This is a genomic window from Pantoea sp. ICBG 985 (genome assembly GCF_002928365.1).
GTDB lineage: Bacteria > Pseudomonadota > Gammaproteobacteria > Enterobacterales > Enterobacteriaceae > Pantoea > Pantoea dispersa.
In genome coordinates this window covers 473,193-495,594 of the sequence record NZ_POWM01000002.1, presented here as the reverse complement: position 1 = coordinate 495,594, position 22,402 = coordinate 473,193, and the positions used below count along the sequence as shown (strand labels likewise).

The window sequence follows — 22,402 nt, the reverse complement described above, 5'->3', positions numbered from 1 at the left end:
TGAGGCAAAAGCGAAAGTTTGTGCGGAGCAGATTGCGAGACGCCGCGCAGCCATCGTTAATTTCCACGCCGCGCCAGGAGTGGTAGCATAGCCGCTTCACTGTTAAGGAAAAACGCATGCTTGCACTCGATCCCGCCGCGACGGCTTCGCCCTCCCCGCACTCCGCTGATGATGACGCCACCGCGTTACTGCTGCAGGTACTGGATATCTACGCGGCCCGCGATCTGGTGGTCATCCTGAGCGAGGCCGGCGGCCGCGACTGGAGCATTACGCAGCTTAACCGTATTCGCGCGGGAAAAAGTGCCGCGCCCGCGCTGTCAGCGGCGGAGGTCGCCCGTCTGCAGGCGCTGCTGCCGTCGCGACCGGCGCATTATGACAATCCCCGCTTTCAGTTTATCGATCTGTTTGCCGGCATCGGGGGTATTCGCCGCGGCTTTGAGCAGATTGGTGGCCAGTGCGTATTCACCAGCGAGTGGAATAAAGAAGCGGTGCGCACCTATAAAGCCAATCACTACAGCGATCCCGCCCGGCATCAGTTCAACAGTGATATCCGGCTGATTACCCAGCCGGCCGGTTTGCCGGATGAGCAGGCGATTTATCAGCATATCGATAAGACGATTCCCGACCATCAGGTGCTGCTGGCCGGCTTTCCCTGTCAGCCCTTTTCGCTGGCCGGCGTCAGTAAGAAGAATGCGCTGGGTCGCGCGCACGGTTTTGAATGTGAAGCCCAGGGCACGCTGTTTTTTGATGTGGCGCGCATCCTCGCCGCCAAAAAACCGCCGTTTTTCGTGCTGGAGAATGTGAAGAACCTCAAGAGCCATGATAAAGGCCGCACCTTTGCCATTATTATGGCCACGCTGGATGAGCTGGGTTACGACGTCGCTGACGCGGCTGACGACTCATCGCCGGATGCCAAAGTTGTCGATGCGCGTCACTTCCTGCCACAGCACCGCGAGCGCATCGTGCTGGTGGGGATCCGGCGCGATACCGGCCTGAGCGAGGGTTTTTCGCTGCGCGCGCTGGCGGCGCTCTATCCGCCTGAAGTTCCGCCGCTGCACAGCCTGCTGGAGCCGCAGCCGGCGGCAAAATATACCCTGTCGCCCACGCTGTGGCACTATCTCTACCAGTATGCGAAGAAGCATAAAGCCAAAGGCAACGGTTTTGGCTTTGGCCTCAACGATCCGCGCAATCCGCACTGCTGCGTGCGCACGCTGTCAGCGCGCTACTATAAAGACGGGTCGGAAATCCTGATCGATCGCGGCTGGGATCACGCGCTGGGCGAACAGGATTTTCAGCAGGCCGCGAACATGGCGCGCCGCCCGCGCCGCCTGACGCCGCGTGAATGTGCCCGCCTGATGGGCTTTGAAGCGCCAGGCGAAGCGCGCTTCCGCATTCCGGTCTCCGACACACAAGCCTACAAACAGTTTGGTAACTCGGTGGTGGTGCCGGTGTTCGCCGCCGTAGCGAAACTGCTGCTGCCGCTGATTGAGCAGCACGCGCGTCAGCGCCGCTGAAAACGCAGCCGCGCTTCACGCCCCGGTTTTCCGCCCCGCAATTTGCTTTAGTAACGCGCGATGTGCTGTTTTGCCGCACATCGCGCGCACTGTCACCGGACTGTCACGCATCAAACCAATACTGCGTTTTATTTTTTGCGGAGCTGTTTGATGTCTCTCCTGTCTGTAATTTCCCTGCCGCTGCGGCTGCGACCTCGTTTTACCCTGCGTCTGCCCGTCTGGCTCTCCAGCCTGCGCAGCCAGTTCATGCTGTTTATTGTGCTGTTTTGTCTGCTGCAGTTTGCCGGGGTGTTGTTGCTCAACCAGCACGTAAATCAGACGCAACACTCATTGCAGCAGGCCAGCCAGTTACGCGAACGGCTGGCCCTGCTGGATAAAGCACGCATTGAGCTACTCACCGCCAGCGACAACAGCCATCGTGCCGGTATTTATCTGATGCAGGACCAGCAGAGCGGTTCGGTCGACAGCTGGAAAAGCCTGGCGGCGGCAGCCACTACCTCATTGCAGCAGGCGCAGCAGCTGTTTGCTGCCTATCAGGCGAAAAGCGATAGCCCGCTGGCACAGGGCTTCGTGCTACTGGCCGGCGGGCTGCAGGAGCAGCTGAAAGGGCTGGCAGCCAATGATATCAACGCATTTTTTATGGTGCCGATGCAGGCTTTCCAGCAGCAGTTCAACGATGCCTGGTTTAGCGAAATCGAACAGGCCAATCAGCAGCTCGGCAGCGTCAACCAGCATTCGCTCAGCACGCTCAAGCAGAGCCGCAATCTGGCGCTGGCGATCGCCGCGTTATTAATGGCGCTGCTGCTGCTGGCCGCCGCGCTGCTGATGCGCGGCGTGTTGCTGCCGCTGCGTCACGCCAACGCCCAGCTGGCACAAATCGCGACGGGCGATCTGGTCGCCAGCCCGGCACCGACGCGTCGTCAGTCGCTGGAAACGCGCCAGCTGCTCCTGTCCATCGATACCATGCGTCAGGGTTTGCAGCAGATCGTCAGCGACATCACGACGGTAGCAACCCGGGTGGCGGCCGGCGCTGACGAGATGCAGCAGCATAATCAGCAGGTGATGCAGCAGCATCAGGCGCAAAATGCCAGCTTCCATCATCTGTCGCAGCGGCTGCATCGCGTGTCAGAAGAGGTGGAAAAAGGTGCACACTTCTCGCAACAGGCGACGCACGACGCGCAGTCTGCGGATGCGCTGATGCGTCACTGCGCCCACGAAGTCGACAATATGGAGCACCAGATGCAGCAGATCGTTGCGGCCGCTGGCGATATCGCTGGCATCGTCGGCATGCTGGACAGCCTGTCGATGCAGACGCGTCTGCTGTCGCTTAATGCGGCGATAGAATCTGCGCATGCTGGCGCTTACGGGCGCAGTTTTTCGGTCGTCGCCAAAGAGATGGGATTGCTGTCGCAGCAGAGCGGCGCATCCACGCGGCAGATCGACGGTTTAATCCAGCACACGCAGCAGCACGTGCAGGATGGCTTTGCGAAGGTGCAGGCGCTGGAAGTACTGTTTGCGCGGATTGGCCAGGCGGTATCGGGCGTAGTCAGCCAGCTGAATGAGCTGCAGGATAACAGTACGGCGCAGAGCCATCGCGTGAGCAAAATTGCCCGGGAAGTGGTGGAAATGAGTCTTCAGCTCCAGCAAAACGAAGCCCTGACTGACCAGCAGGTGCAGGCAGCGGCGCAGCTGAGTGAACTTTCAGCGCGACTGACGCAGCGCGCGCAGCAGTTCCGCGTTAGCTAAGGTGCAGAAAGAAAAAACCCGTCAGCGACGGGTTTTGGTGTTATTTCTTTTTCTTACTTTTCTTCAGCAGTGCACGCACCTGCTTCAGCTCGGCGGCGCTCAGTTGATCGCCCGCCTCTTCGGTATGCAGACTGTCGACGACCGGTGGCTCAACGGTATCTAAACTGGCCTGCAGGCGGTTAACGATCTCCTGACTCATGGAGATTTGGTTATCAGCGGCTAACTGTTTAATGTGCTCTTTTAGCGCCGGGTCAATTTTAATGGTTAAGTTAACGGTCTCGGTCATCTTCACACTCCCTCTTGATTTACAACAACGTAGCGGAAGCAGATGAAAGTTAACAGACTGTCATAAAAATTTAATATTGTGCCGGTATGGGACTGAAATCGCGTAACACGGACTCATCAATATCGGTCAGATTGCCCTGCAGTTCGGCGCACAGCTTTGCCATATAGCGGACGAGAAAATCGGCGTTGTGTTCCGCCAGCAGACGGCCGGTTTCCGTCTGCATGGTCTGCGGCAGGCTCAGCAGTTTCTTCTGGAAATGATCCAGCGTCCACTTTACGTCATCCAGTTCACGGTCTTTACCCAGCGGATCGTCGCTGTCGAACAACGGCCGTCCCAGCGCACCTGCGGTATAGAAAACGCGCGCAAGGCCAATCGCGCCTAATGATTCGAGACGATCGGCGTCCTGAACGATCTTCGCTTCTAACGTTTTTGGCGTAATGCGGGCGCTGAAACTGTGGGCCTGCACCGCATGCGCCACGCTGTCCAGCAGCGCTGAGGGGAAGTCCGGAAAATCCTGTTGCAGAATGCGGCGCGTCTCTTCCGCCGCGTAAGTCGAAGCCAGATGGCGTTCCGGATGGTTTTTCGGCAGGTTCACCACATCGTGGAAATAGCAGGCGGTCAGTACCACCAGCGGATCGGCATTGGTGTTTTGCATAATGCGGGCCGCGCTCATCCAGACGCGGCGCAGGTGCGCGATATCATGGGCTTTATCATCGTGCAGCCAGTTCAGCTGCAGCCAGCTTTCGTAACGGTGTTGCCAATGGGTCAGTGACACCGTGCTTCTCCTGTTATTGCTATTATTTCGCACCGGGTACGGCTTGCGTCTCATCATAGCGGCCCGGTGATGACACTTTCTTTACACCCTTCCCGGATGTCCAGCGCAAAAAAATGCGATCCCGATCATGTTATAGCGCTGTTAAAGCCGCTTGCCCAGCCGCGATACCGTTTTCAGTATTTCCTTAACCTGTTTTAGTTAAGCCACTCTGTTTAATTTCGGTGATGCATTTCCCGCTGGGTGAATTTTCAGCATCGCCAAAGGTCCAGTTTAGCCTGTCGCAACCCCAGCATTAAAACGCCCCTTTGCATAGCGACATAATCTGAAAAGATTCCCATTGCGACCGTTATAACGTACTGTATAGGGGAAATTTACGGCTCTCACCTGTACCCGGAGCCTTCGTCAGCACACTGTTTGCTTATGAGCCATTTTTAATACCGGAAGCGGCAGTTATTGCCCGATAATAAGGCGACAAATTATTAAGCAAATTGATTCAAACCCATTATGCTAATGCTCTCATCCGAGGATACGGATGTTTCTTCGAAGTTCTCCGGGTACGTGATACAACATGAGGTACATAATGAAAGAACGGCCGATTCTTTTTTCCGAACAGCGGGTGCGCGCCCTGCTGGTTGGCCAGCAAACTCAGACCCGGCGCATTATGAAAACTCAGGCGTTTGGCCCGGGACAGGATCATCATGAAGGCGTGCACGCGTTTGATGTCAGCGCTAATCATCTGCATGGCTACAAGCTGATGTCGATGGCGGACATTGGCGCCCAGTGCCCGTTTGGCCAGGTCGGCGATCGCCTGTGGGTGCGTGAAACCTGGCGGGGTCCGATTGTGCCTGAGGCGCAGCTGGCGGAATACGAGCGCGATCCGCTGCCGTTCCGTAATCCGGCATTTTGCCAGTATCGCGCCGACAGCCATGAACTTGGACAACAGGAAGAAAATCAGCAGGTCGCCGAGCAGTTTGGCTGGCAGACCGCCATCCATATGCCGCGCTGGGCCAGCCGCATCGATCTGGAAATCACGGCGGTACGCGCGGAGAAAATTCAGGACATCAGCGAAGACGACATCATGGCGGAAGGCGTGCAGACCGATTCGCACTTCCTCAATAATTTCTTCACGATGAACATGAATTCCGAATCGCCGAAAGAAGCTTACCGCAAGGCGTGGCAGAAGCAGTATGGCGCCACCAGCTGGGAGGTGAATCCCTGGGTCTGGGTCATCGCATTCCAGCGTGTGGAGCGTGAAGGCTAACCGTTTGCCCTCTTCCGCACAGAAGAGGGCGTCATCTTTTGCGCGATTCAGTGAATCACCAGCCCTTGCCCCCTCGCCGGCGGCACAGCGCGCCCCTTTCCCACCTTGCCAGTTTGCAATCCCTGTCACAGACAAATCCGCCGCTAACAGGTTGAATAAGCGGCTTTGATTCCACGCTGGCAATTTATCGTCTGCCGCGTCAGGATATGATTTCCGCCCTGCAGAGTGAGTGACGCAATGATCAAATGGCCGTGGCGTGCACAAAAAGATGCTGCCGTGACTGCCCTGCCCTGGCAACAGGCGCTGGGGCAGCCGATCTTTTCTCTGCTAAACAGCGACGAGCAGCAGGCGCTGGTGGCGCTGGCGCAACGCTTCCTGCTGCAGAAAAAAATCACTCCGTTGCAGGGGCTGGAACTCAGCGAGCTGCGGCTGGCTCGCCTGTCGTTGCTGTTTTGCCTGCCGGTATTGAAGCTGGGTCTGGAATGGCTCGACGGCTTCCACGAAGTGCTGATCTACCCGGAGCCGTTCAGCGTTGACGATCGCTGGGAGGACGACAGCGGCCTGGTGCACCACGCGCCGGCCGTACATGCCGGCCAGAGCTGGACACAGGGACCGGTGGTGCTGAACGCGCTGGACATCCAGGACTCATACGATCTCTCTGGTTATAACCTGGTGATCCACGAAGTGGCGCACAAGCTCGACGCGCGCGGCAGCGGTTACACCAGCGGCATCCCGGCCATCGCGCTGCGCGATGTGGCCAGCTGGGAGAAGGATTTACTGCAGGCGATGGCCGAGATTGAAGCAGAAGTGGAGCTGGTAGGTGAACAGGCCGCGACCCTCGATCCTTATGCCGCCAGCGATCCGGCGGAATGTTTTGCCGTGCTGTCGGAGTACTTTTTCAGCGCCCCCGACCTGCTCGCCAGCCGTTTTCCGGCCATGTATCGCCACCTGCAGCAGTTTTACCATCAGGATCCGCTGGCGCGTCTGGCGCAGCAGGCACCGGAATCTGCTTAAATCACGATCGCTTTGCCGCTTTGCTAGCCAGTTGAATACAAATGTGTTTTTAGCGGTTGACACCCACAGGGGCTGCCATTAATATTCGCCTCGTTCCAACGATTCCTCTGTAGTTCAGTCGGTAGAACGGCGGACTGTTAATCCGTATGTCACTGGTTCGAGTCCAGTCAGAGGAGCCAGATTTAAAGAAGCCCGCTCAGGGAAACCTGAGCGGGCTTTTTGTTGTTGCGTGACGGCTAAACTTCCGTCCAGCCGCGCAGCAGGTTGTGGTACATATTCAGCAGCGACAGCAGTTCTTCGCTGTCACCGTGGCGCGCTTTCAGGCTCTGAATGTTGCGGTCCAGTTCAAACAGCATCGCGCGCTGCTTATCATCGCGCACCATCGACTGAATCCATAAAAACGAGGCGACCCGCGCGCCGCGCGTGACCGGCGTGACGCAGTGCAGGCTGCTGGAGGGATAAAGCACCAGGTCGCCGGCCGGCAGTTTTACGCGGTGCTGACCGTAAGTATCCTCGATCACCAGTTCCCCGCCCTCGTAACTGTCGGGTTCACACAGAAACAGCGTGGCGGAGAGATCGGTACGCATCCAGCCGGCCGCGCCATTGTGGCGCACCGCACCGTCAACGTGAAAACCGTAGGTTTCCCCCTGTTGATAACGGTTGAACAGCGGCGCAGAAAGCGTGCGCGGCAGCGCGGCGGCAAAGAATAGCGGATGGCTATTCAGTGCCTGAAGCACTGCAGCCTGCAGCCGATCATAGAGTGGCGTGCCGGTGTCAATCTGCTGGTTATTTTTTACGGTCGCGCCCTGGCTGCCGACCGTCGCCCGTCCGTCAACCCAGTCAGCCTGCTGCAGCTGTGCGGTAAAGTGCGCCAGCTGTTCAGCGTTAAGCACGGCAGGAATGTGATACATCATCGCGGAGTTCTCGCCATTAAGCGTGGAGCGCGAACGCCCCACGGTTGACCATCAGAAATGCACGTTAGCCGTCAACAGAAAAGTACGCGGCTCGCCCGGATGATAGCGATAACCACTCTTGTTGATCGATGCCACATAGTTGGTATCAAACAGGTTATACACGTTGAGCTGCAGGTCGAGGTTATTGTTGACCTTATACCCGAGCTTCGCGTCAGCCACCCAGTAGCCCTCGGTGTGATCCGGCGTGCCCACGGCCCCATCGCTGCCGCGACGCAGGCTGCCAACGTAACGTGCGCCCGCGCCCACCGACAACGCATCAGTAGCCTGATAGTTGGTCCACAACGTAAAGGCGTGCTTCGGCGTATAGGCCAGCGCGGATGAGCCATCCTGCGCCACGCTGGCACCTTCACGCACCGACGCGTGCTGCATGGTGTAACCGGCAATGATTTCCCAGTCTGGCGTTATGTTGCCGGTTGCTGAGAGTTCATAGCCTTCCACGCGCTTCTTGCCGGTTTGCGAGTAAGTGCCGTCATCATTGGCATCGACCTCATTTTCGATGTCGGTGCGGAACAGCGCGGCGTTCAGCAGCAGCCGCTTGTCCAGCACCTGCCACTTGGTGCCCACTTCGCTGGATTTGGCCTTCTGCGGTTTAAAATCGGTACGGTTGGCACTGTTGCCGCTGCCACCCGCCGCCAGCGCGAAGCTGCTGCCACCCGGTGGCTGCTGGGAGATGGCGTAATTCACATACAGGTTGCCCTGTTCGGTCAGACGATAGAGCGCCCCCGCTTTCCAGTTCACCAGATTGCCGGATTTCGCCGTGTCCACCGTGGTCACCGGCGTATTGCGCGCCACGCCCGCCGGGCAAGCCAGCGCGCCGCGTCCGGTGCCGCCACAGGCCGTCGCGCTGTCGTACTCGGTATGGTAGTTGTCGAGACGAATGCCGCCGTTCAGCTCAAAGTCAGAGGTAATCGCCAGCGTATCAAATGCATAGATGCCAAACGTATCAGTCTGCCCGTTAGCGTTCGCGCCGTTGCGGTCCAGACCGCCAATCGAAATGCTGCTGATGGGATGGTAGATATTCACCGCAGGCGGGGTCAGCGCGTTGACGCCATAGGTGGTCTGATTTTCACGTGTGAACTCTACGCCCGCACTCACATCATGCCCGACGGACCCGGTGGCAAATTTCGAGGTGATATTGGTCTGGTTGGTGAGAATACGGTTGCTGATATCTTTGGTGTTTGCCAGGCGCGACCAGCGCCAGCTGCCCACATCGTCCGGGTTGGGTGCAGTAATGTTACTGGCTCCGCCCATCACCGCCGTCAGCAGATACTCCTGCTTCACCCGTGACCAGCGCGTGGTGTTGCGCAGCGTGGTGTTATCGCTCAAATCGTGTTCAAAGCGCAGCGTGGCACTGTCGGTAGTCGATTTGTCGAAATCAGAATCGGTGCCGTAGTAGTTGCTGGTGGCGACCTTGCCGGAATTGTTCAGCGCAGCATACGCGGCAGACGGTGCCGAATAGCCTGGCAGGCCAACGGTCGGAATACCGCCGTCCGGTGTGTTGTTCTGGTGGACGTGTAAATAGTTGACGTACAGCCGCGTTGCGGTGTCCAGCCCCAGCGCCAGCGAAGGCGCGACGCCATATCGCTCGTTCTGGATGTTGTCGCGCGCCGCATCATGGGTTTTCTCACCCATCAGGTTAAGGCGAAACGCCGCATTGTCGTTGATTGCCTGGTTGTAATCGAGCGTGCCGCGGCGCATCCACGCGCTGCCGGCGCTGACTGACGCGTCAAGCCCGGTGTCCAGCCGCGGTTGTTTGCTGATCATATTGATCGAGCCGGATGGTGCGCTGCGACCATAGTCGGTGCCGGAAGGTCCTTTGATCACCTCCACCTGCTGCGTGTTGAAGGTGTCACGCGTGACGCTGGCGATGTCGCGAATGCCATCCACGTAAATGCTGTTGGAGGTATCGACACCGCGCATGTACACCGCATCGCCGGTGGTTGAGCTGCCGTTTTCCCCGGCATAAAACGCCCCGACGCCCGGCACGTTTTTCAGCGCGTCGGTCAGATTGGTGACGCCCTGATCTTTAATAACCTGATCCGGAATCACCGTCATGGTGCGGGTGGTATCCACCAGCGGACGGGTAAATTTGGGATCGGCCGAGGCATTTGGCGCGTACAGCGAAGGCGTGCGCGCTTCAACCACCAGCGTATCATCAGATTTTTTGCCGGAGTTATCGGCCCCCAGCGCCGCAGCCGGCGAAATACCAATACAAAGCCCGGTGAACAGGGTCAGCGAATTGAAGCTACCAAACGGCAGCTGGCGATTTTTATCCATGTTAAAAGGTGAGTTTCTTATCGTTATTAACGCACTCATTGTCTTAACCGCACCTGCCATTCAGGCATAGCACTGAATCAACACGGTTTTCCCAGACAACACCTAAATGATAACGCCAATGGTTATCATTTACTTTTATATTCTTACACGCGCGCTGCCGCTTGGGAATACTTTTCTTTACGTTAAAATTACGAAATCAATACAATTGAATAAACCGGCGGGAGGTTACGGCAATTTTTTCATCAGGCGGGTAAACAGCATAAAAAAACCCGCTCGGCGTGAGCGGGCTTTTAGTCTGGCGTGCACAGTTCATTCCAGTAGCAATAGCGCATGCGCTGGTGGCGGCGGTTATCGTTCATAGTAGCGATACACGGAAGGATGAAACTCCACGCCGTACAGCTGGCTGATCGGGATCAGCAGATCGATATGCTCACCGGGGTAGAATTCGCGCCCGTCAGGGGTGGCGGCTTTGCTGGCTGCCAGACGCGCCAGCCACTGCTGCAGGATCTTCTTCATTGTCAGCTTCTCCAAAAAAGGTTAACGCTGACAGTAAACCCCAGCCTGGACGCGGAACCAAACGACAAGTTATGCGTAGGATTACTGCATTTTGCATATCGGGGTGGCAACGGTGGCTGCGCCATGACGGTCACACTGAAGAATGCCCCTACGGGCTGGGAGGCCCCCGGCAATGCCGCACGCTGTTTACCTGATAGTCCCTGTGAAGCCCCCGGTTTTCAAAGTCATACTCCGCGAACCACTACCTAAATGAGAAGCAGTGGCGGCCCGGGCGGGCCGCCTGACCTGTCATGCACGCGCCTCTTTCAGCAACTGCTGAATCACCCTCTCCTGCTCTTCATAGTTACCTTCACCAAACGCGGTGTAGCGCAACTGGCCGTGTGCATCAAAGATGTAGTGCGCGGGCCAGTACTGATTACCAAAACGGTTCCAGATGCTGTAATTGTTATCCGCCACTACGGTGTAGGGCAGCTGCCAGCGCGTAATCGCGCGCTTCAGCGCCTTTTCATCGCGCTCCCACGGGTACTCCGGCGTGTGCACACCCACGACAACCAGCCCGTCACGTTGATACTTACTGGCCCAGTCGCGCACGTATGGCAGCGTATGCTGGCAATTAATGCAATCCCAGGTCCAGAAATCGACCAGTACCACTTTGCCCTTTAACGTGGCAGGCGTCACCGGCGCCCCGTTCAGCCACGCTGTGCCCCCCTCCAGCGACGGCAAGGCGCTGCTGGTTTGCGGCAGGCTAACCGGCTCCAGGCGCACTTTGGGTGCCGGCGTGGTCAGCCACTGGCTCAGCTGCTGCTCCAGCTTCAGGGCAAAAGCGGGCGCTGCCTGCAGCTGGCTCTGTGAGCCGGTAACAATCACGCCCACCGAGGTGAGCATCAACACGCCCGCCGCCTGACGCAGCCGCGCACTCATCGCCAGCCCCGGACGCAGTCGCGCCACCAGCGATCGTCCGGCGAAATAGAGCAGCGCCAGCATCAGAGCGGCACCGCTGCCATACGCCAGCAGCAACACGCCAACCGACAGGGGATGATCGCCCACGACGGCCAGGCTGAGGATCGCGCCCAGCACCGGTCCGGCACAGGGCGACCACAGCAGACCGGTTGCCAGGCCCGCCAGCAGCGCGGCGAGCACCCCGCTTCGCCGCTGGCTGGCATCGTTGAGGCGATTACCCAGCGCGACAAACGGCCGGGTAACGCGTTGGGCGATGCGCGTGGAGATTAACGTCAGTGCGACTATCGCCAGGAACAACAGCGCCAGGTCGCGACCAATGCGGGTGACCTGACTGACCCAGTGGCTGGTAAGCGATACCAGCAGCGCCACCAGTGTGAACATCAGGACCATGCCGCTCAGCAGCGCCAGTAGCTGTCCGCGACGGCCGCGTACGCTGGCAAATACAAAAGGAATAATCGGTAAGGTACAGGGGCTGAGCAGCGTCAGCATCCCGGCGAGAAAAGCGATAAGCAGTGTCATAGAGAACCTCATACGGTGGATAAACGTCTGCGCGTCCGGCAGTACGTCTATTACATCCACCGCATGTATTCAGGCTGTGTCGCGGGAACGCCGTTATGTCGGGTTATGTGTGTAGCGGGCAGGCAGATACATCAGGTTACACATCCTGCTGCTGCAGGATGATGCACGCTTCCAGCCCGCCAGCTGCCCGGTTACGCAACTGCAGGCTGCCTGCCATCTGGCTCACCAGCTGGGTGGCGATCGCCAGGCCGAGCCCGGTCCCGCCGGTGTGGCGATTGCGTGAACTCTCCACGCGGTAGAAGGGCTCCAGCACCGCCTGTAACGCTTCCTCCGGAATGCCGGGCCCGTTATCACGCACCCGAATCTCTACGCTGTCACCCTGGGGTGAACAGAGTTCAACCTCCGCTTCGCCGCCAAACTTGAGCGCATTGTCGATCAGGTTGGTCATGATGCGCCGTAGTGCCTGCGGCCGCACGGCGAAGGTGTCATGGCCGGTGCACGGCACAAAGTTCACCGCTTTACCGACATCCTGATAGTCACAGACGACGCTATCCAGCAGCGCGTTGAGGCTGACGCTCTGGCGCTTCTCCTCCAGCACTTCCGATGAGCGTGCATAAGCGATGCCCTCGCGCACCAGGCAGCTCATGTTATCGAGATCGCTCAGCAGTTTGTCGCGCAGCTCAGGCTGCTCCGCCATCTCCACCCGCAGCTTCATGCGCGTGATCGGGGTTTGCAGATCGTGGGAGATGGCCGCGAGGATTTGCGCACGCGCTTTGAGGTGATCCTGAATCCGCAGCTGCATAGCGTTAAACGCACGCGCCGCCTGCTGCACTTCATCCGGGCCGTTCTCTGCCATCAGCTGTGCGTGGCTGGCGGCCGGTTTGAGCGCATCAACCGCCTGGGTAAAGCGCACAAACGGTCGCACCACCTGCCGCACCGCCAGCCATGCGCAGCACAGCAGCAGCAGCAGCTGACCCATCAGCACCAGCGGCAGCCAGCGCGCAATCGCCGGCATGCGCGGCCAGAGATCGAGCGTGAGCGGCGCGCCGTCATGCAGCGTCAGATGCACCTGAATATGCTCCCGCGGCCCCGGAATCGCATGAATGCTCATCTGATAGCGCCCGCCAAGCGTCTCCTGCAGTGAGCGTACCGCGTCGCGCGTGCGCCAGCCGGAGGGATACGGCCCCGCTTCGCCCGGCGACAGACTGTAGCGATAGTTGCCGCGCGCCAGCTTCGCCAGCCAGCCCGGACGCTCGTCGGCCGGCAGACGATCGAGGATTGCCACACTGGTCGCCACATCGTACTCCAGGTTGCCCAGCATCACGCTTTTAGCGCTGCTCATGCGTTCAATCAGCAGGCTTGCCAGCGTGAGAGTATTTGCCAGCAGCAGCCCGCCCAACACGATAATCAGCAGGCGTGACAGCAGCGATCGCGGCCATAGCCTCATTGATGCGCCTCTTTGATCACCACCGTGCTCGCCAGTACGTAACCTTCGCTGCGTACCGTTTTGATGTAGGCCGGTTCACGGGCATCTTCGCGTAACCGCTGGCGCAGCCGGCTAACCAGCAGATCGATCGAGCGTTCAAACAGCTCCGCGTCGCGGCCCTGCGTCAGGTTGAGCAGCTGATCGCGATTCAACACGCGCTGCGGATGGTCGAGAAACACGCGCAGCAGGCGGTACTCTGCGCCACTCAGCGCCACAATCACGCCGTCGCTGTCCAGCAGATGGCGCGCGGAGGTATCCAGCTGCCACTCGCCAAAGGCAATGATGCGGCCGGCCCCGGTAATATGTAAATTTGGCGGCAGCGCCCGGGTACGGCGCAGGATCGCTTTGATGCGCGCCAGCAGCTCACGCGCCACAAAGGGTTTGATCAGGTAATCATCCGCCCCCATCTCCAGCCCGAGAATGCGATCGGTCTCTTCGCTGCGGGCAGTAAGCATCAGTACCGGCAGGTTCTGCCGGGGATCGCTGCGCAGCTGACGGCACAGCGTCAGGCCATCGTCACCCGGCATCATGATATCCAGCACCACCAGATCCACCATGCTGCTGCTCAGCACGGCGCGCATTTCGCGGCCATTGGCCGCACCGGTGGCGCGGTAACCGGACTTAATCAGATAGTCGGTTATCAGTTCGCGGATATCCCGGTCATCATCCACCACCAGAATGTGATCAACGTGCTCCAAAACAGCCTCCTGTCAGCCGCTTATGCAAAAAAGACCGGCACGCGATGGCCGGTCAGGGTCGTGAATTACTCCGCTACAGTGCGGCCGCATCCTCAACGGCTTGCACAAACGCCTGCGGTGCTTCCGCTGGCGGATTGTGTCCGATATTGCCCGTGAAGGTGCGATGCTGGTACCTGGCGCTGAACCTGGTGCGGTACGTCTCCGGTGCCGGGTGCGGCGCCCCGTTATTATCCCCTTCGATGGTGATGGTGGGGACGCGAATTGTCGGTAACGTGGCTAATGTTTTCTCATAAGCGGCATATTTTTGCTCGCCTTTTTCCAGGCCCAGGCGCCAGCGGTAGTTGCTGATAGTGATCGCCACCTGATCCGGATTATCCAGCGCTTTGGCGCTCTGATTAAAGGTGGCATCGCTGAATTTCCAGCCGGGCGATGCCTGCTGCCAGATCAGTTTCGCAAAGTCGTGTGTATGGGCGGCATACCCCTGCTGACCGCGCTCAGTGGCGAAATAGAACTGATACCACCACTGCTGTTCGGCCTCTGGCGGCAGCGGTTTTTTACCCAGCTGCTGGCTACTGATCAGATAGCCGCTGACCGACACCAGCGATTTTACCCGTTCCGGCCATAGGGCCGCGACGATGTCCGCCGTGCGTGCGCCCCAGTCAAAGCCGCCCAGCACGGCCTGTTTGATATTGAGCGCATCCATCAGCGCCACGACGTCCGCTGCCATTGCCGAAGGCTGACCGTTACGCGGCGTTTTATCCGACAGGAAACGCGTGCTGCCGAAGCCGCGCAGATACGGCACGATCACCCGATACCCTTTTGCCGCCAGCGCCGGTGCCACCTGAGCATAGCTCTGGATATCGTACGGCCAGCCGTGCAGCAAAATAACCGCCTGGCCGTCACGCGGACCGATGTCCACATAGCCTGTGTTCAGCACGCCCGCGTTGATCTGCTGCACGTGGCTGAAGTCAGCAGCGTAATCGTGTGAGGCCGGGGTGGCGGCAAACGCGGTGCCTGCCGCCGTGAGAACCAGCGTTGCCAACAGAGTCTGACGTAACAGTGTTTTCATAATTTATCTCCGGGTCATCAGTGCGGTGCAATCTGTACGGGCACGTTAAAGGTGATGGTTTTGCTGTCGATCGGTTTATGCGTAGGATCGGCAAGAATAAGGGTGACCTTGTGCGGCCCGACAGGCAGACCGACCAGAATCACCGGCTCACCGCTGGTGTCCGCCCAGTGCCACGGGTTGTCATCCACGATGACGTGAATGTGGCCGATGCGCGGCGTGATTTTCAGCGCTTCCTGGCCAAACACTGGCTCGATGCGCAGGTTTTCTGCCCGGTACTGGATAAACACCGCGCCCTTGCGCAGCGGTCCGGCCAGCGGCGCATCGACAATTAATCGCGCAGGCGGCTGGGGATGATCCAGTGGCGCCACGGCTGCCGGGCCGAGCACGTCAGCAGCGCTCAGTCGCTCCGCCCAGGCGCAAGTCGCAGAGGCGCCCATCAGTAACGTTGAAATAAACAGTCGGGTTAACATCGTGGTATCTCCATGCATTCAGTTGATGCGTACAGAAGACCACGGCGATGTATAGCGGATATGTACAGACTGGCGGGTTATGCAACGGCGTGTGTGCTGTGTGGCGTGAGATACAGTGTGATACAAATTGGTGTTTACCCCGCCCGGGGGAAAATCAAAGCAGGATTTTCACAGGCCCGGGGGCGGGAAAATTAATGAGATAAGTGGCCCTTCGTCGTGGAAATAATTCGTCCGCCTTAATCACGCAGGCGGCGAAATGATATGGCGCGCAAAGCGGCACGCGCGAGAGCTTCACTCGAATCAATTAACGTCATTTCCTGCCAGATCGCGCTGTGTTTTAACAAACTCAACTCTGTGCAAGCCAGAATAATGTGCGTAGCGCCCTGTTGCTTCCAGCTACTTACGGCGTCCGCTAACTGCCGCATTGAGAGTTCAGACACGCTTTTTGTCGCTTTTATCTCGTTAATGCAGCGTGTCACTAGCTGTTGGGTGGATGCAGCTACATTGACGATCTCGGCGTGCTGTTGCGTAAGCGCATCATGATACAGCCTGCTCTGGTACAACATTTGCGAACCGAGCACAACGACCCGCTTGCCCTGAGGCGCAATATGCTCAAGTGTGGCATCAATAATATTAATAACCGGAATAGCTGCGTCCTTGCTCCAGCGCGACCAAAGGAGGTGAGCGGTATTACAAGGCACAACGGCAACCGTCGCACCCGCAGCAGCGAGTTCTGTAATAGTTGCGTGAATCCAGGGAGAAGGATCACGTTCACCCAGTTGCAAATGACGCCCGCGGCTGGGAATTTTACTATTATTATCAATAATAAGTCGCGGATATTGCCACTCTTTATCTGCCTGAACCAGGCCATATAGCTGCTGGCAAAAATCCAGTGTTGCCCAGGGGGCTACGCCTACGACGCCTAAAACACCTTCATCTGCCGGCCAGCTAACATCGTCATAGAGAGGTGAGATATTAACCATTTTTTTGCTCAAAGTGATAAAGGCGTAATCGGGTTTCAGGATACTTATTAAGCATATGACCTTCAGGGAACATATTTTCACTCCTGGTTAAGCTGAAACCATGCCGCGCAAATAGGTCTTCGTATTGCTCAGCAGTTCGATATGTAGCCGAATACTCTGCTTGCAGATTCGCAGAATAGCGGTTATTGATTTCGAATCTTTCACCGACACCCGTACCATCACGCAATAATATAGTGCTTTCTGGTTTACTGTAAGCACGCAAATTACCTAACAATTTTTCAGCTTGCTCATCATTAAGGTAGATCATCAGGCCAGATATGAAAATGACATCGTAATGCTCTTGGCTACAATAATTCTCGGCAGATGAAAGAATGAAATCGACATTATCAATATTGCGTTTTCTGGCTTCAAGCTTACCCACTTCAATCATTGCAGCTGAAAACTCTACAGCGGTGATTTTTTTTGCGCCCTCATGCTGAAAACGAAAAGCCCACTGCCCGACCCCGGCGCCGAGATCAAGTACCGTTTTCCCTGTCAGGTCAGGCAACCAGGCAAAAACTTTTTGCATCTCTGTGCGAATTTTAATATCGAGAAATTTTGGATCGTTTTCCAGATTTGCTAAACTTTCAAACGATAACTTATTGTAATTATCCGGTCGACGATCCCAAAAATCCTTCACTTTTTTTGCATCTAACATTTCATTAAGCCTGATTTTAGCGATACGTCCAGCGTTCATTATCAGCAGAAAAATCAACATCACTTTTCGCGACATTCATAATGCGGCTATTGCAGAGGAAGTCATAATTAAAGCGTGTAAATTCATTTACCTCTCCGCCAGGAATAGGTAATAAACGTACACCGAGCGGTTTCGTTAACCGCACCGCGAGTGCAGCCGTATCAAGAATAATCGCGGCAATATCTTCAGGCAGTGTCGAACCTGGCACCGGGAGCATATCTAATCCACAACCACAAACAGTTGACCATGCATTAAGCGTATCAATGCTTAATGCACGACGATTATTGGTACTCGCCAGGGCATCATCTTCCAGTACTGAGAACATGACGCCATTGAAACCCGTTGCGCGAGCACCACTGATTGCGACTGCGCTTTTAATCGCATTCGTCAGAATACTGGTTATAAAGAGTGATCCCTGAACGCCACCAGGACGCGCACCAAGATTTTCAACTAACCTGCCGACAGAAATACTGCCATCCGGAAAAGGCGCCAGTGAGGCATCCAGACCGGCATAGTCAAGCCCTGAATCAGACGCCAGCTCATGACCGAATGCATCAATTTCGCGTAAGCGTGCGCAGAGTCGAAGAATAAACTGGTCAGCAAAGTCCGCCAGCAGCATGTTGCCTTCCCGCACCTGCTCACTCAATTCCAAAGCAATATCGGTAGTTTCGAGGGCAAAACTAAACTTCAGTGTCTCACCTTCATGCCGGGAAAACGGAAAAAACGGGGCATTTGGCGGACAACGCAATGAGGCACCGAGACGGAAATTATCAAAGCCATTATTACTGCGATGTGCTACCTGCAACATGAAACGGGCAACGTCATGGCTGGCTCGAATATTTATACCCTGCTCATCGGCTACCATCAGATTCAGAAACATACGCGGTTGCCTGAAGAGTAAAGCAAACGCGGCATCTAACCGTCCGCGGTAATTATCGCCATGTGTTAAGTCCAGCGGTAAGCAAAACCAACGAATATCAAGTCTTTCAGCCAACGCATTGATTGAATTTATTCGTGCTGGCAGGGTATAAATCTCATCTTCATCACGATCATTCAATGGTGGCAGGGTTAAACGTAAGGTTCGCAGTGGCCAACGACGAGACTGGAGTTTATCAATCACTAACGTGCGAAAGTGATGTAAACGTGACTCAGAATGCCCGTCGGAAATAGCGGAGTAAGGCAAGCCCAGCGTAATAGCTCGTATCATTAACCGTGATCCTCCTGCATCAGACGCCAGTAATCTGCCAGCGTATTAATTTCATTAAATGCATGCTCCCCCAGGTCGTGAGCGTAGAGTGCTGTCGTTTTCTGACACGGTAACGTTTGGGCGGCATACAAATTACCATAACGCAGGCATTGCTTATGCCACTGACTCAGGAGTGCCATATCACTGACTTTAAACAGACCCATAGCCTCAGGGTGCTCTGCGGCGCGTATCGGTCCCAGATACGTCTCCTCCACGATGCCCTGGCGATTAACGTCACAATGAATGGAGGTCAGCATGCGATTATGCCGCTGGTGAGTCAAAACGAGATTTCCCTCAGCGTGATCCATTTCATGGATAAGCTGAGGAGAAAAAAACATATCTCCCGAGACAACATACGTGGGGCTATTAATCTGATTGAGGGCCAATCCCAGACTCATTGCATTATTAGTCGTTGCCCAGTTGTCATTGATAACGTAATTCAGATCAGGGTAGGACTCCATAATCTGTAACGCACCAAAGCCAATCACTACGGTAATTTTTTTCCCATGAAAGGCATCAATAGCATAGTCGAGAATCGTTTTCCGCGTTTTGGGATGGCGTATTAAAACTTTATTTTTACCATCCAGTTGCAGGCTTCTGCCGGCGGCCAGAATGATGGCATTTTCAACCATGATAGCCTAACTCCTGCAGCGAAAATTGACATACCGGCATGGGTACAACGAAATCATGCTTTACCGTTTTATAAGGGTAGATGTCATTAATTAATGCACGCCTCGCCACTTCCTGCCAGTCAAATTGATGATTTTCGCGCAACGATCTTAATGGCACCGAGGCGTAATCAAATCGTACGACCGGCACTCTTTTTAGTCCCAGACTGAGCGCGACTTCCATACGGTGCTGGCCGTCCAGTACCAGATTATGGTGTAGATCAAGCGCCAGAGGTTTTACCCATACGCCTTCCTGAATAATTTTATTACGCAACCATTCAACGCGACGTGAACTGAATTTTTCAATATGACGCAATTTTTGTGGTTCAAAAAACTCTACATTCATTTTAGTGCCTCAAAATTTTCTAATAATAAATGATAATCCGCAACCGCCTGCCGGTAATCGACTTCTTCGTTGAAAGATCTTGCAAACAAATCCGTAATATCTACAGCACGGCAGGGTAAGCAAGAGCGGTGTACAATCCAGGGTGCCATGTAATATTGCTGGGTGCTTTGCTGTAAAAACGTCTGCCGCAGGCGTCGATCGTTTTCCACCTGTTCCGGAGAGACACTTAGCAAGCCGACCATTTTCATCCAGCCATCAAACGCGGAGTCGTAATCGGGCACATAGGCAATTTTCTTTATAGCAGGTTCAGCTTTACTGGCTTCGACAATACCGCCAGTAAGGCAAGAGTTGTAATAACCATGGGTGAGCCAAAAACTGTCACTGCCCATTTCAGCTTGCATTAACCGTGGCCATACACGTGGATCCAGCAGAACATCCGTTTCGATAATTGTATAGCCATATTCAGGATGATTAAGCGCGCTGACACCTTTTTCAACGGATAATATGTTGACATCATTTTTATAATTATCATTGTGCGCTAACTTAATATTAGCATCAGCATAATTATCTTTAATCCAGCGTTCTACAACTGATGACTGATGACCGGTAACCAGTACAATTTCACGCTCGCCGCATTTTAACAGCTCAGTCAGCAACGTATCCAGCACGGTGATTTCACCGACCGGCAGCAAGCATTTAGGATAATTTAGGGTCAAATGCCCCATTCTCGTTCCCTGACCAGCAACCAGTAATATTGCGGCGCGTTTAGAAGACATTGTGATGAACTCCAGCGGGCATAAGGGTTTTTTCAATGATTTTTACAATCTCACTGCCTGCGCCCTGCTCTGGCATATGAAGTTCATCACGTAAAACCTGCAGTCGCTTATCACGCATGGGATCCTTGCCTGAAACAAGATTATCAACGAAAGTTTTAATATCTGCGGATTCATTCGCAACGTCATAAGCGTCATAAATAAATTCAGCGCTACTGTTAATACCGAGGCAATTTTCATGAGTCAGGAAAAGAATTGGCTTACGCGAAGGTAAATACTCCAGCAAAAACGATCCTGCATCTGCCATCAGCGCATCTGATTGTGAAAAGGCGTAGCGATAATCTGCAGAAAAATCCCACTCCACATGTGATTTGAGATGAGAGTATTCGCGCAGCATTTGCCAGTTCTGAGCAGTTTCGCTGTGTGTTCCGCGCTCTTTACGAATATCCAGAAATTGTTTAAAAAGCGGATGTGGCCGAATAATCAAATTGACGTCATCACGTTTGATGATATCGAGCATTGCCTGTGTATATAAATTAAACGTAGACCACATCTTTTCATCATCAGGCATGACGAAATGCGGCGCCCATAATAGCGTTGGCTTGCCTTTATTAACTTTGCCATCCGTCTTGACGCCAAAGCGTGATGGATAGTTATCTAGCTTTGGATGTCCGCTAACATAGACGTGATGATTGCCATTTCCGCAATATTTAGCAAACTCATCTTTATGCCGCTGAGAGCGAACGAATACCCACCTGGCAACATTTTGACAGGGAAGATTATACTGATAAACACGGTTTCTCTCACCATCACCCATATCTAATCCATAAGGAATATAGGCGATAGAAATATTGCGTCGATTAAGCGTCAAACTTTGCAGTTCATTGGGACGTGCATCATCATAAGGATTTTGTAAAAAAACCACATGCGGCTTACGCGCCGTAATCTCATACTCGTGATACTCGGTATACCGGATACCCTTATCATTTAATAAATCACGCTGTGCAGTGTAATCCGGTGCTTTTGCGCCCCGACTGAAATAGGGCGCCAGGATAATCTGGCAATCAAAATGCGGTTTGGCCTGCATAGCGCGATATACCGACTCAAAGTTAGTCCAGCCGGGGGCCCACTGGAAAAAGATATCCACTTTTATCTTTTCTTCGCCAGGTTGATAGGCTGGCCAGACTATTTCTTCTAATTTTTTAGCGAAATGCGCTCGATAATCAACAGGTTGGTTTTCGATATCACTTTTATCAGCGGCCTGATAACCCGCATTGGGAAAGATACCCAACCAGCGGTCACGTTTTATCAAACTATTCCAGCGTACATCTAAAGCCCAGCACTGAGGAACGCCACCCGCCAGTAACCCCTGCAAGCTTTCTGCATAATTATCAATGAGAGTGGAGTAGTAATCACCGTTCACAATGTAAGCGCAAGCGCACCATGCATATTGCGGCTTAATAATAAAATCCACACTTTTTAACGGCACGACGTTATCATAGTGGGCAGCGAGCAGCGCGACATGCCAGTTGATCTGCTGTAAAGAGGAGAGAAATAGATCAATTCGCTGTTTGGTCTGAATATCATCATGGAAAACCATATCGTCTTCCAGAATCAATACATTTTTCCAGCCGTTTTGCTGAGCCATTTGCAGCACGAGAATATGTGATTTAATACAGCCGATATAGCCTGGCGCTTCTTCAATAGCCTCAAAACGGACAATCTTTTCACGTGGTACGCCAATTGCTTTTAATTGACGAGCGATACGTACCCTGCGATCCTTGCGTTTGTTCAGGTTGATGTATACAACCTTATCTATTGTCTGCCAGTTGACTGCCATCATCTCTACACCCATCGCACTAAGAAAGCTCTCATTTTCAGGACGGCGCAATAAAGACAATTCTTAAGGAAATTAAAAAAATTTTTTAGGTTTACTGGCAAGGTGCACAGTTGTCGCATCACGTTCGAATTCACGAAAGCGCTGAGTTAGGTTGCCAGCGGAAAGGCAGCGGTCAGTCCGAAAATAGCCGTGCGGCTTGAGGCGGGGCCGGGTATGGCAGGCATAGGGTGCGATCTTTTTTTGCT

General features: G+C 54.9%; 21 protein-coding genes and 1 tRNA gene. 5 read left to right on the top strand and 17 right to left on the bottom strand.

What is annotated here, in order from left to right; all coding sequences use genetic code 11:
* Nucleotides 1-116: 116 nt before the first annotated feature.
* Together dcm and C1Y42_RS08285 are read left to right on the top strand one after the other, a co-directional pair.
* A complete protein-coding gene (gene dcm / locus C1Y42_RS08290; RefSeq protein ID WP_058757384.1) occupies nucleotides 117-1,514 on the top strand; it encodes a DNA (cytosine-5-)-methyltransferase in 1,398 nt (465 codons plus the stop codon).
* Nucleotides 1,515-1,664: 150 nt separating this feature from the next.
* On the top strand, nucleotides 1,665-3,260 hold the full coding sequence (locus tag C1Y42_RS08285; protein ID WP_104093176.1) for a methyl-accepting chemotaxis protein: 1,596 nt from the start codon (nucleotides 1,665-1,667) through the stop codon (nucleotides 3,258-3,260).
* A 40-nt stretch (nucleotides 3,261-3,300) separates the two neighbouring features.
* Here C1Y42_RS08285 and C1Y42_RS08280 read toward each other — a convergent pair whose 3' ends face one another.
* Together C1Y42_RS08280 and C1Y42_RS08275 are read right to left on the bottom strand one after the other, a co-directional pair.
* Nucleotides 3,301-3,546 (bottom strand): hypothetical protein, encoded by a 246-nt coding sequence (locus C1Y42_RS08280; protein WP_104093175.1) that lies wholly within the window; start codon nucleotides 3,544-3,546, stop codon nucleotides 3,301-3,303.
* 70 nt (nucleotides 3,547-3,616) lie between these two features.
* Nucleotides 3,617-4,321 carry a phosphohydrolase gene (locus C1Y42_RS08275; RefSeq protein ID WP_058757381.1) on the bottom strand — a complete coding sequence of 235 codons (705 nt, stop codon included), beginning with the start codon at nucleotides 4,319-4,321 and terminating at the stop codon, nucleotides 3,617-3,619.
* Nucleotides 4,322-4,901: 580 nt separating this feature from the next.
* Between C1Y42_RS08275 and C1Y42_RS08270 the strand changes: the two genes are divergently transcribed.
* From C1Y42_RS08270 to C1Y42_RS08260, 3 genes are all read left to right on the top strand, one after another.
* Nucleotides 4,902-5,582 (top strand): hypothetical protein, encoded by a 681-nt coding sequence (locus C1Y42_RS08270; RefSeq protein ID WP_058771148.1) that lies wholly within the window; start codon nucleotides 4,902-4,904, stop codon nucleotides 5,580-5,582.
* 237 nt (nucleotides 5,583-5,819) lie between these two features.
* Complete coding sequence (mtfA, locus tag C1Y42_RS08265) at nucleotides 5,820-6,596, top strand: DgsA anti-repressor MtfA (protein WP_088516937.1); 777 nt, start codon at nucleotides 5,820-5,822, stop codon at nucleotides 6,594-6,596.
* 103 nt (nucleotides 6,597-6,699) lie between these two features.
* A tRNA-Asn gene (locus C1Y42_RS08260) sits at nucleotides 6,700-6,775 on the top strand.
* 57 nt (nucleotides 6,776-6,832) lie between these two features.
* On the opposite strand, the gene ybiX is transcribed toward C1Y42_RS08260, so the two are convergent.
* From ybiX to C1Y42_RS08190, 15 genes are all read right to left on the bottom strand, one after another.
* Complete coding sequence (ybiX, locus tag C1Y42_RS08255) at nucleotides 6,833-7,510, bottom strand: PKHD-type hydroxylase YbiX (RefSeq protein ID WP_058771146.1); 678 nt, start codon at nucleotides 7,508-7,510, stop codon at nucleotides 6,833-6,835.
* A 51-nt stretch (nucleotides 7,511-7,561) separates the two neighbouring features.
* Entirely contained in the window at nucleotides 7,562-9,847 is a 2,286-nt protein-coding gene (locus tag C1Y42_RS08250; protein WP_104093174.1) for a catecholate siderophore receptor Fiu, read from the bottom strand.
* Between the two features lie 348 nt (nucleotides 9,848-10,195).
* On the bottom strand, nucleotides 10,196-10,363 hold the full coding sequence (locus tag C1Y42_RS23700) for a hypothetical protein (protein WP_193752272.1): 168 nt from the start codon (nucleotides 10,361-10,363) through the stop codon (nucleotides 10,196-10,198).
* A 288-nt stretch (nucleotides 10,364-10,651) separates the two neighbouring features.
* A complete protein-coding gene (locus C1Y42_RS08245) occupies nucleotides 10,652-11,842 on the bottom strand; it encodes a cytochrome c biogenesis protein/redoxin (protein ID WP_104093173.1) in 1,191 nt (396 codons plus the stop codon).
* A 136-nt stretch (nucleotides 11,843-11,978) separates the two neighbouring features.
* Nucleotides 11,979-13,289 (bottom strand): HAMP domain-containing sensor histidine kinase, encoded by a 1,311-nt coding sequence (locus C1Y42_RS08240; protein ID WP_104093172.1) that lies wholly within the window; start codon nucleotides 13,287-13,289, stop codon nucleotides 11,979-11,981.
* A complete protein-coding gene (locus C1Y42_RS08235) occupies nucleotides 13,286-14,026 on the bottom strand; it encodes a response regulator (protein ID WP_058781320.1) in 741 nt (246 codons plus the stop codon). The genes C1Y42_RS08240 and C1Y42_RS08235 overlap by 4 nt, the downstream gene beginning before the upstream one ends.
* Nucleotides 14,027-14,099: 73 nt before the next feature.
* Nucleotides 14,100-15,095, bottom strand: coding sequence for an alpha/beta fold hydrolase (locus tag C1Y42_RS08230; protein WP_104093171.1), 996 nt, complete (start codon nucleotides 15,093-15,095; stop codon nucleotides 14,100-14,102).
* Between the two features lie 17 nt (nucleotides 15,096-15,112).
* Nucleotides 15,113-15,565 (bottom strand): DUF6130 family protein, encoded by a 453-nt coding sequence (locus tag C1Y42_RS08225; RefSeq protein WP_021509834.1) that lies wholly within the window; start codon nucleotides 15,563-15,565, stop codon nucleotides 15,113-15,115.
* 236 nt (nucleotides 15,566-15,801) lie between these two features.
* Nucleotides 15,802-16,548: an aspartate/glutamate racemase family protein gene (locus C1Y42_RS08220; RefSeq protein ID WP_104093170.1), complete on the bottom strand. Its 747-nt coding sequence runs from the start codon at nucleotides 16,546-16,548 to the stop codon at nucleotides 15,802-15,804.
* On the bottom strand, nucleotides 16,541-17,245 hold the full coding sequence (locus C1Y42_RS08215) for a class I SAM-dependent methyltransferase (RefSeq protein ID WP_158251396.1): 705 nt from the start codon (nucleotides 17,243-17,245) through the stop codon (nucleotides 16,541-16,543). Before C1Y42_RS08215 ends, C1Y42_RS08220 begins: the two co-directional genes overlap by 8 nt.
* 16 nt (nucleotides 17,246-17,261) lie before the next feature.
* The gene (locus C1Y42_RS08210) at nucleotides 17,262-18,491 is read right to left on the bottom strand and encodes a DUF711 family protein (protein WP_072208521.1); all 1,230 of its coding nucleotides are present in this window, start codon (nucleotides 18,489-18,491) and stop codon (nucleotides 17,262-17,264) included.
* Nucleotides 18,491-19,162, bottom strand: coding sequence for an NTP transferase domain-containing protein (locus C1Y42_RS08205; protein WP_058757368.1), 672 nt, complete (start codon nucleotides 19,160-19,162; stop codon nucleotides 18,491-18,493). The genes C1Y42_RS08210 and C1Y42_RS08205 overlap by 1 nt, the downstream gene beginning before the upstream one ends.
* Nucleotides 19,155-19,544 carry a hypothetical protein gene (locus C1Y42_RS08200; protein WP_058757367.1) on the bottom strand — a complete coding sequence of 130 codons (390 nt, stop codon included), beginning with the start codon at nucleotides 19,542-19,544 and terminating at the stop codon, nucleotides 19,155-19,157. Before C1Y42_RS08200 ends, C1Y42_RS08205 begins: the two co-directional genes overlap by 8 nt.
* A complete protein-coding gene (locus C1Y42_RS08195; RefSeq protein ID WP_071813657.1) occupies nucleotides 19,541-20,320 on the bottom strand; it encodes an NTP transferase domain-containing protein in 780 nt (259 codons plus the stop codon). Before C1Y42_RS08195 ends, C1Y42_RS08200 begins: the two co-directional genes overlap by 4 nt.
* The gene (locus C1Y42_RS08190) at nucleotides 20,310-22,160 is read right to left on the bottom strand and encodes a glycosyltransferase family 25 protein (protein WP_104093259.1); all 1,851 of its coding nucleotides are present in this window, start codon (nucleotides 22,158-22,160) and stop codon (nucleotides 20,310-20,312) included. The genes C1Y42_RS08195 and C1Y42_RS08190 overlap by 11 nt, the downstream gene beginning before the upstream one ends.
* Between the last annotated feature and the right edge of the window lie 242 nt (nucleotides 22,161-22,402).

Excerpts from the sequence above, each read along its gene's own strand:
- C1Y42_RS08195 (WP_071813657.1), bottom strand. The coding sequence starts at position 20,320 with ATGTCTTCTAAACGCGCCGCAATATTACTGGTTGCTGGTCAGGGAACG.
- C1Y42_RS08270 (WP_058771148.1), top strand. The coding sequence starts at position 4,902 with ATGAAAGAACGGCCGATTCTTTTTTCCGAACAGCGGGTGCGCGCCCTG.
- C1Y42_RS08240 (WP_104093172.1), bottom strand. The coding sequence starts at position 13,289 with ATGAGGCTATGGCCGCGATCGCTGCTGTCACGCCTGCTGATTATCGTG.
- C1Y42_RS08205 (WP_058757368.1), bottom strand. The coding sequence starts at position 19,162 with ATGGTTGAAAATGCCATCATTCTGGCCGCCGGCAGAAGCCTGCAACTG.
- C1Y42_RS08200 (WP_058757367.1), bottom strand. The coding sequence starts at position 19,544 with ATGAATGTAGAGTTTTTTGAACCACAAAAATTGCGTCATATTGAAAAA.
- C1Y42_RS08190 (WP_104093259.1), bottom strand. The coding sequence starts at position 22,160 with ATGATGGCAGTCAACTGGCAGACAATAGATAAGGTTGTATACATCAAC.
- dcm (WP_058757384.1), top strand. The coding sequence starts at position 117 with ATGCTTGCACTCGATCCCGCCGCGACGGCTTCGCCCTCCCCGCACTCC.
- C1Y42_RS23700 (WP_193752272.1), bottom strand. The coding sequence starts at position 10,363 with ATGAAGAAGATCCTGCAGCAGTGGCTGGCGCGTCTGGCAGCCAGCAAA.
- C1Y42_RS08280 (WP_104093175.1), bottom strand. The coding sequence starts at position 3,546 with ATGACCGAGACCGTTAACTTAACCATTAAAATTGACCCGGCGCTAAAA.
- C1Y42_RS08210 (WP_072208521.1), bottom strand. The coding sequence starts at position 18,491 with ATGATACGAGCTATTACGCTGGGCTTGCCTTACTCCGCTATTTCCGAC.
- C1Y42_RS08215 (WP_158251396.1), bottom strand. The coding sequence starts at position 17,245 with ATGTTAGATGCAAAAAAAGTGAAGGATTTTTGGGATCGTCGACCGGAT.
- C1Y42_RS08250 (WP_104093174.1), bottom strand. The coding sequence starts at position 9,847 with ATGGATAAAAATCGCCAGCTGCCGTTTGGTAGCTTCAATTCGCTGACC.
- C1Y42_RS08230 (WP_104093171.1), bottom strand. The coding sequence starts at position 15,095 with ATGAAAACACTGTTACGTCAGACTCTGTTGGCAACGCTGGTTCTCACG.
- C1Y42_RS08220 (WP_104093170.1), bottom strand. The coding sequence starts at position 16,548 with ATGGTTAATATCTCACCTCTCTATGACGATGTTAGCTGGCCGGCAGAT.
- C1Y42_RS08285 (WP_104093176.1), top strand. The coding sequence starts at position 1,665 with ATGTCTCTCCTGTCTGTAATTTCCCTGCCGCTGCGGCTGCGACCTCGT.
- ybiX (WP_058771146.1), bottom strand. The coding sequence starts at position 7,510 with ATGATGTATCACATTCCTGCCGTGCTTAACGCTGAACAGCTGGCGCAC.
- mtfA (WP_088516937.1), top strand. The coding sequence starts at position 5,820 with ATGATCAAATGGCCGTGGCGTGCACAAAAAGATGCTGCCGTGACTGCC.
- C1Y42_RS08225 (WP_021509834.1), bottom strand. The coding sequence starts at position 15,565 with ATGTTAACCCGACTGTTTATTTCAACGTTACTGATGGGCGCCTCTGCG.
- C1Y42_RS08245 (WP_104093173.1), bottom strand. The coding sequence starts at position 11,842 with ATGACACTGCTTATCGCTTTTCTCGCCGGGATGCTGACGCTGCTCAGC.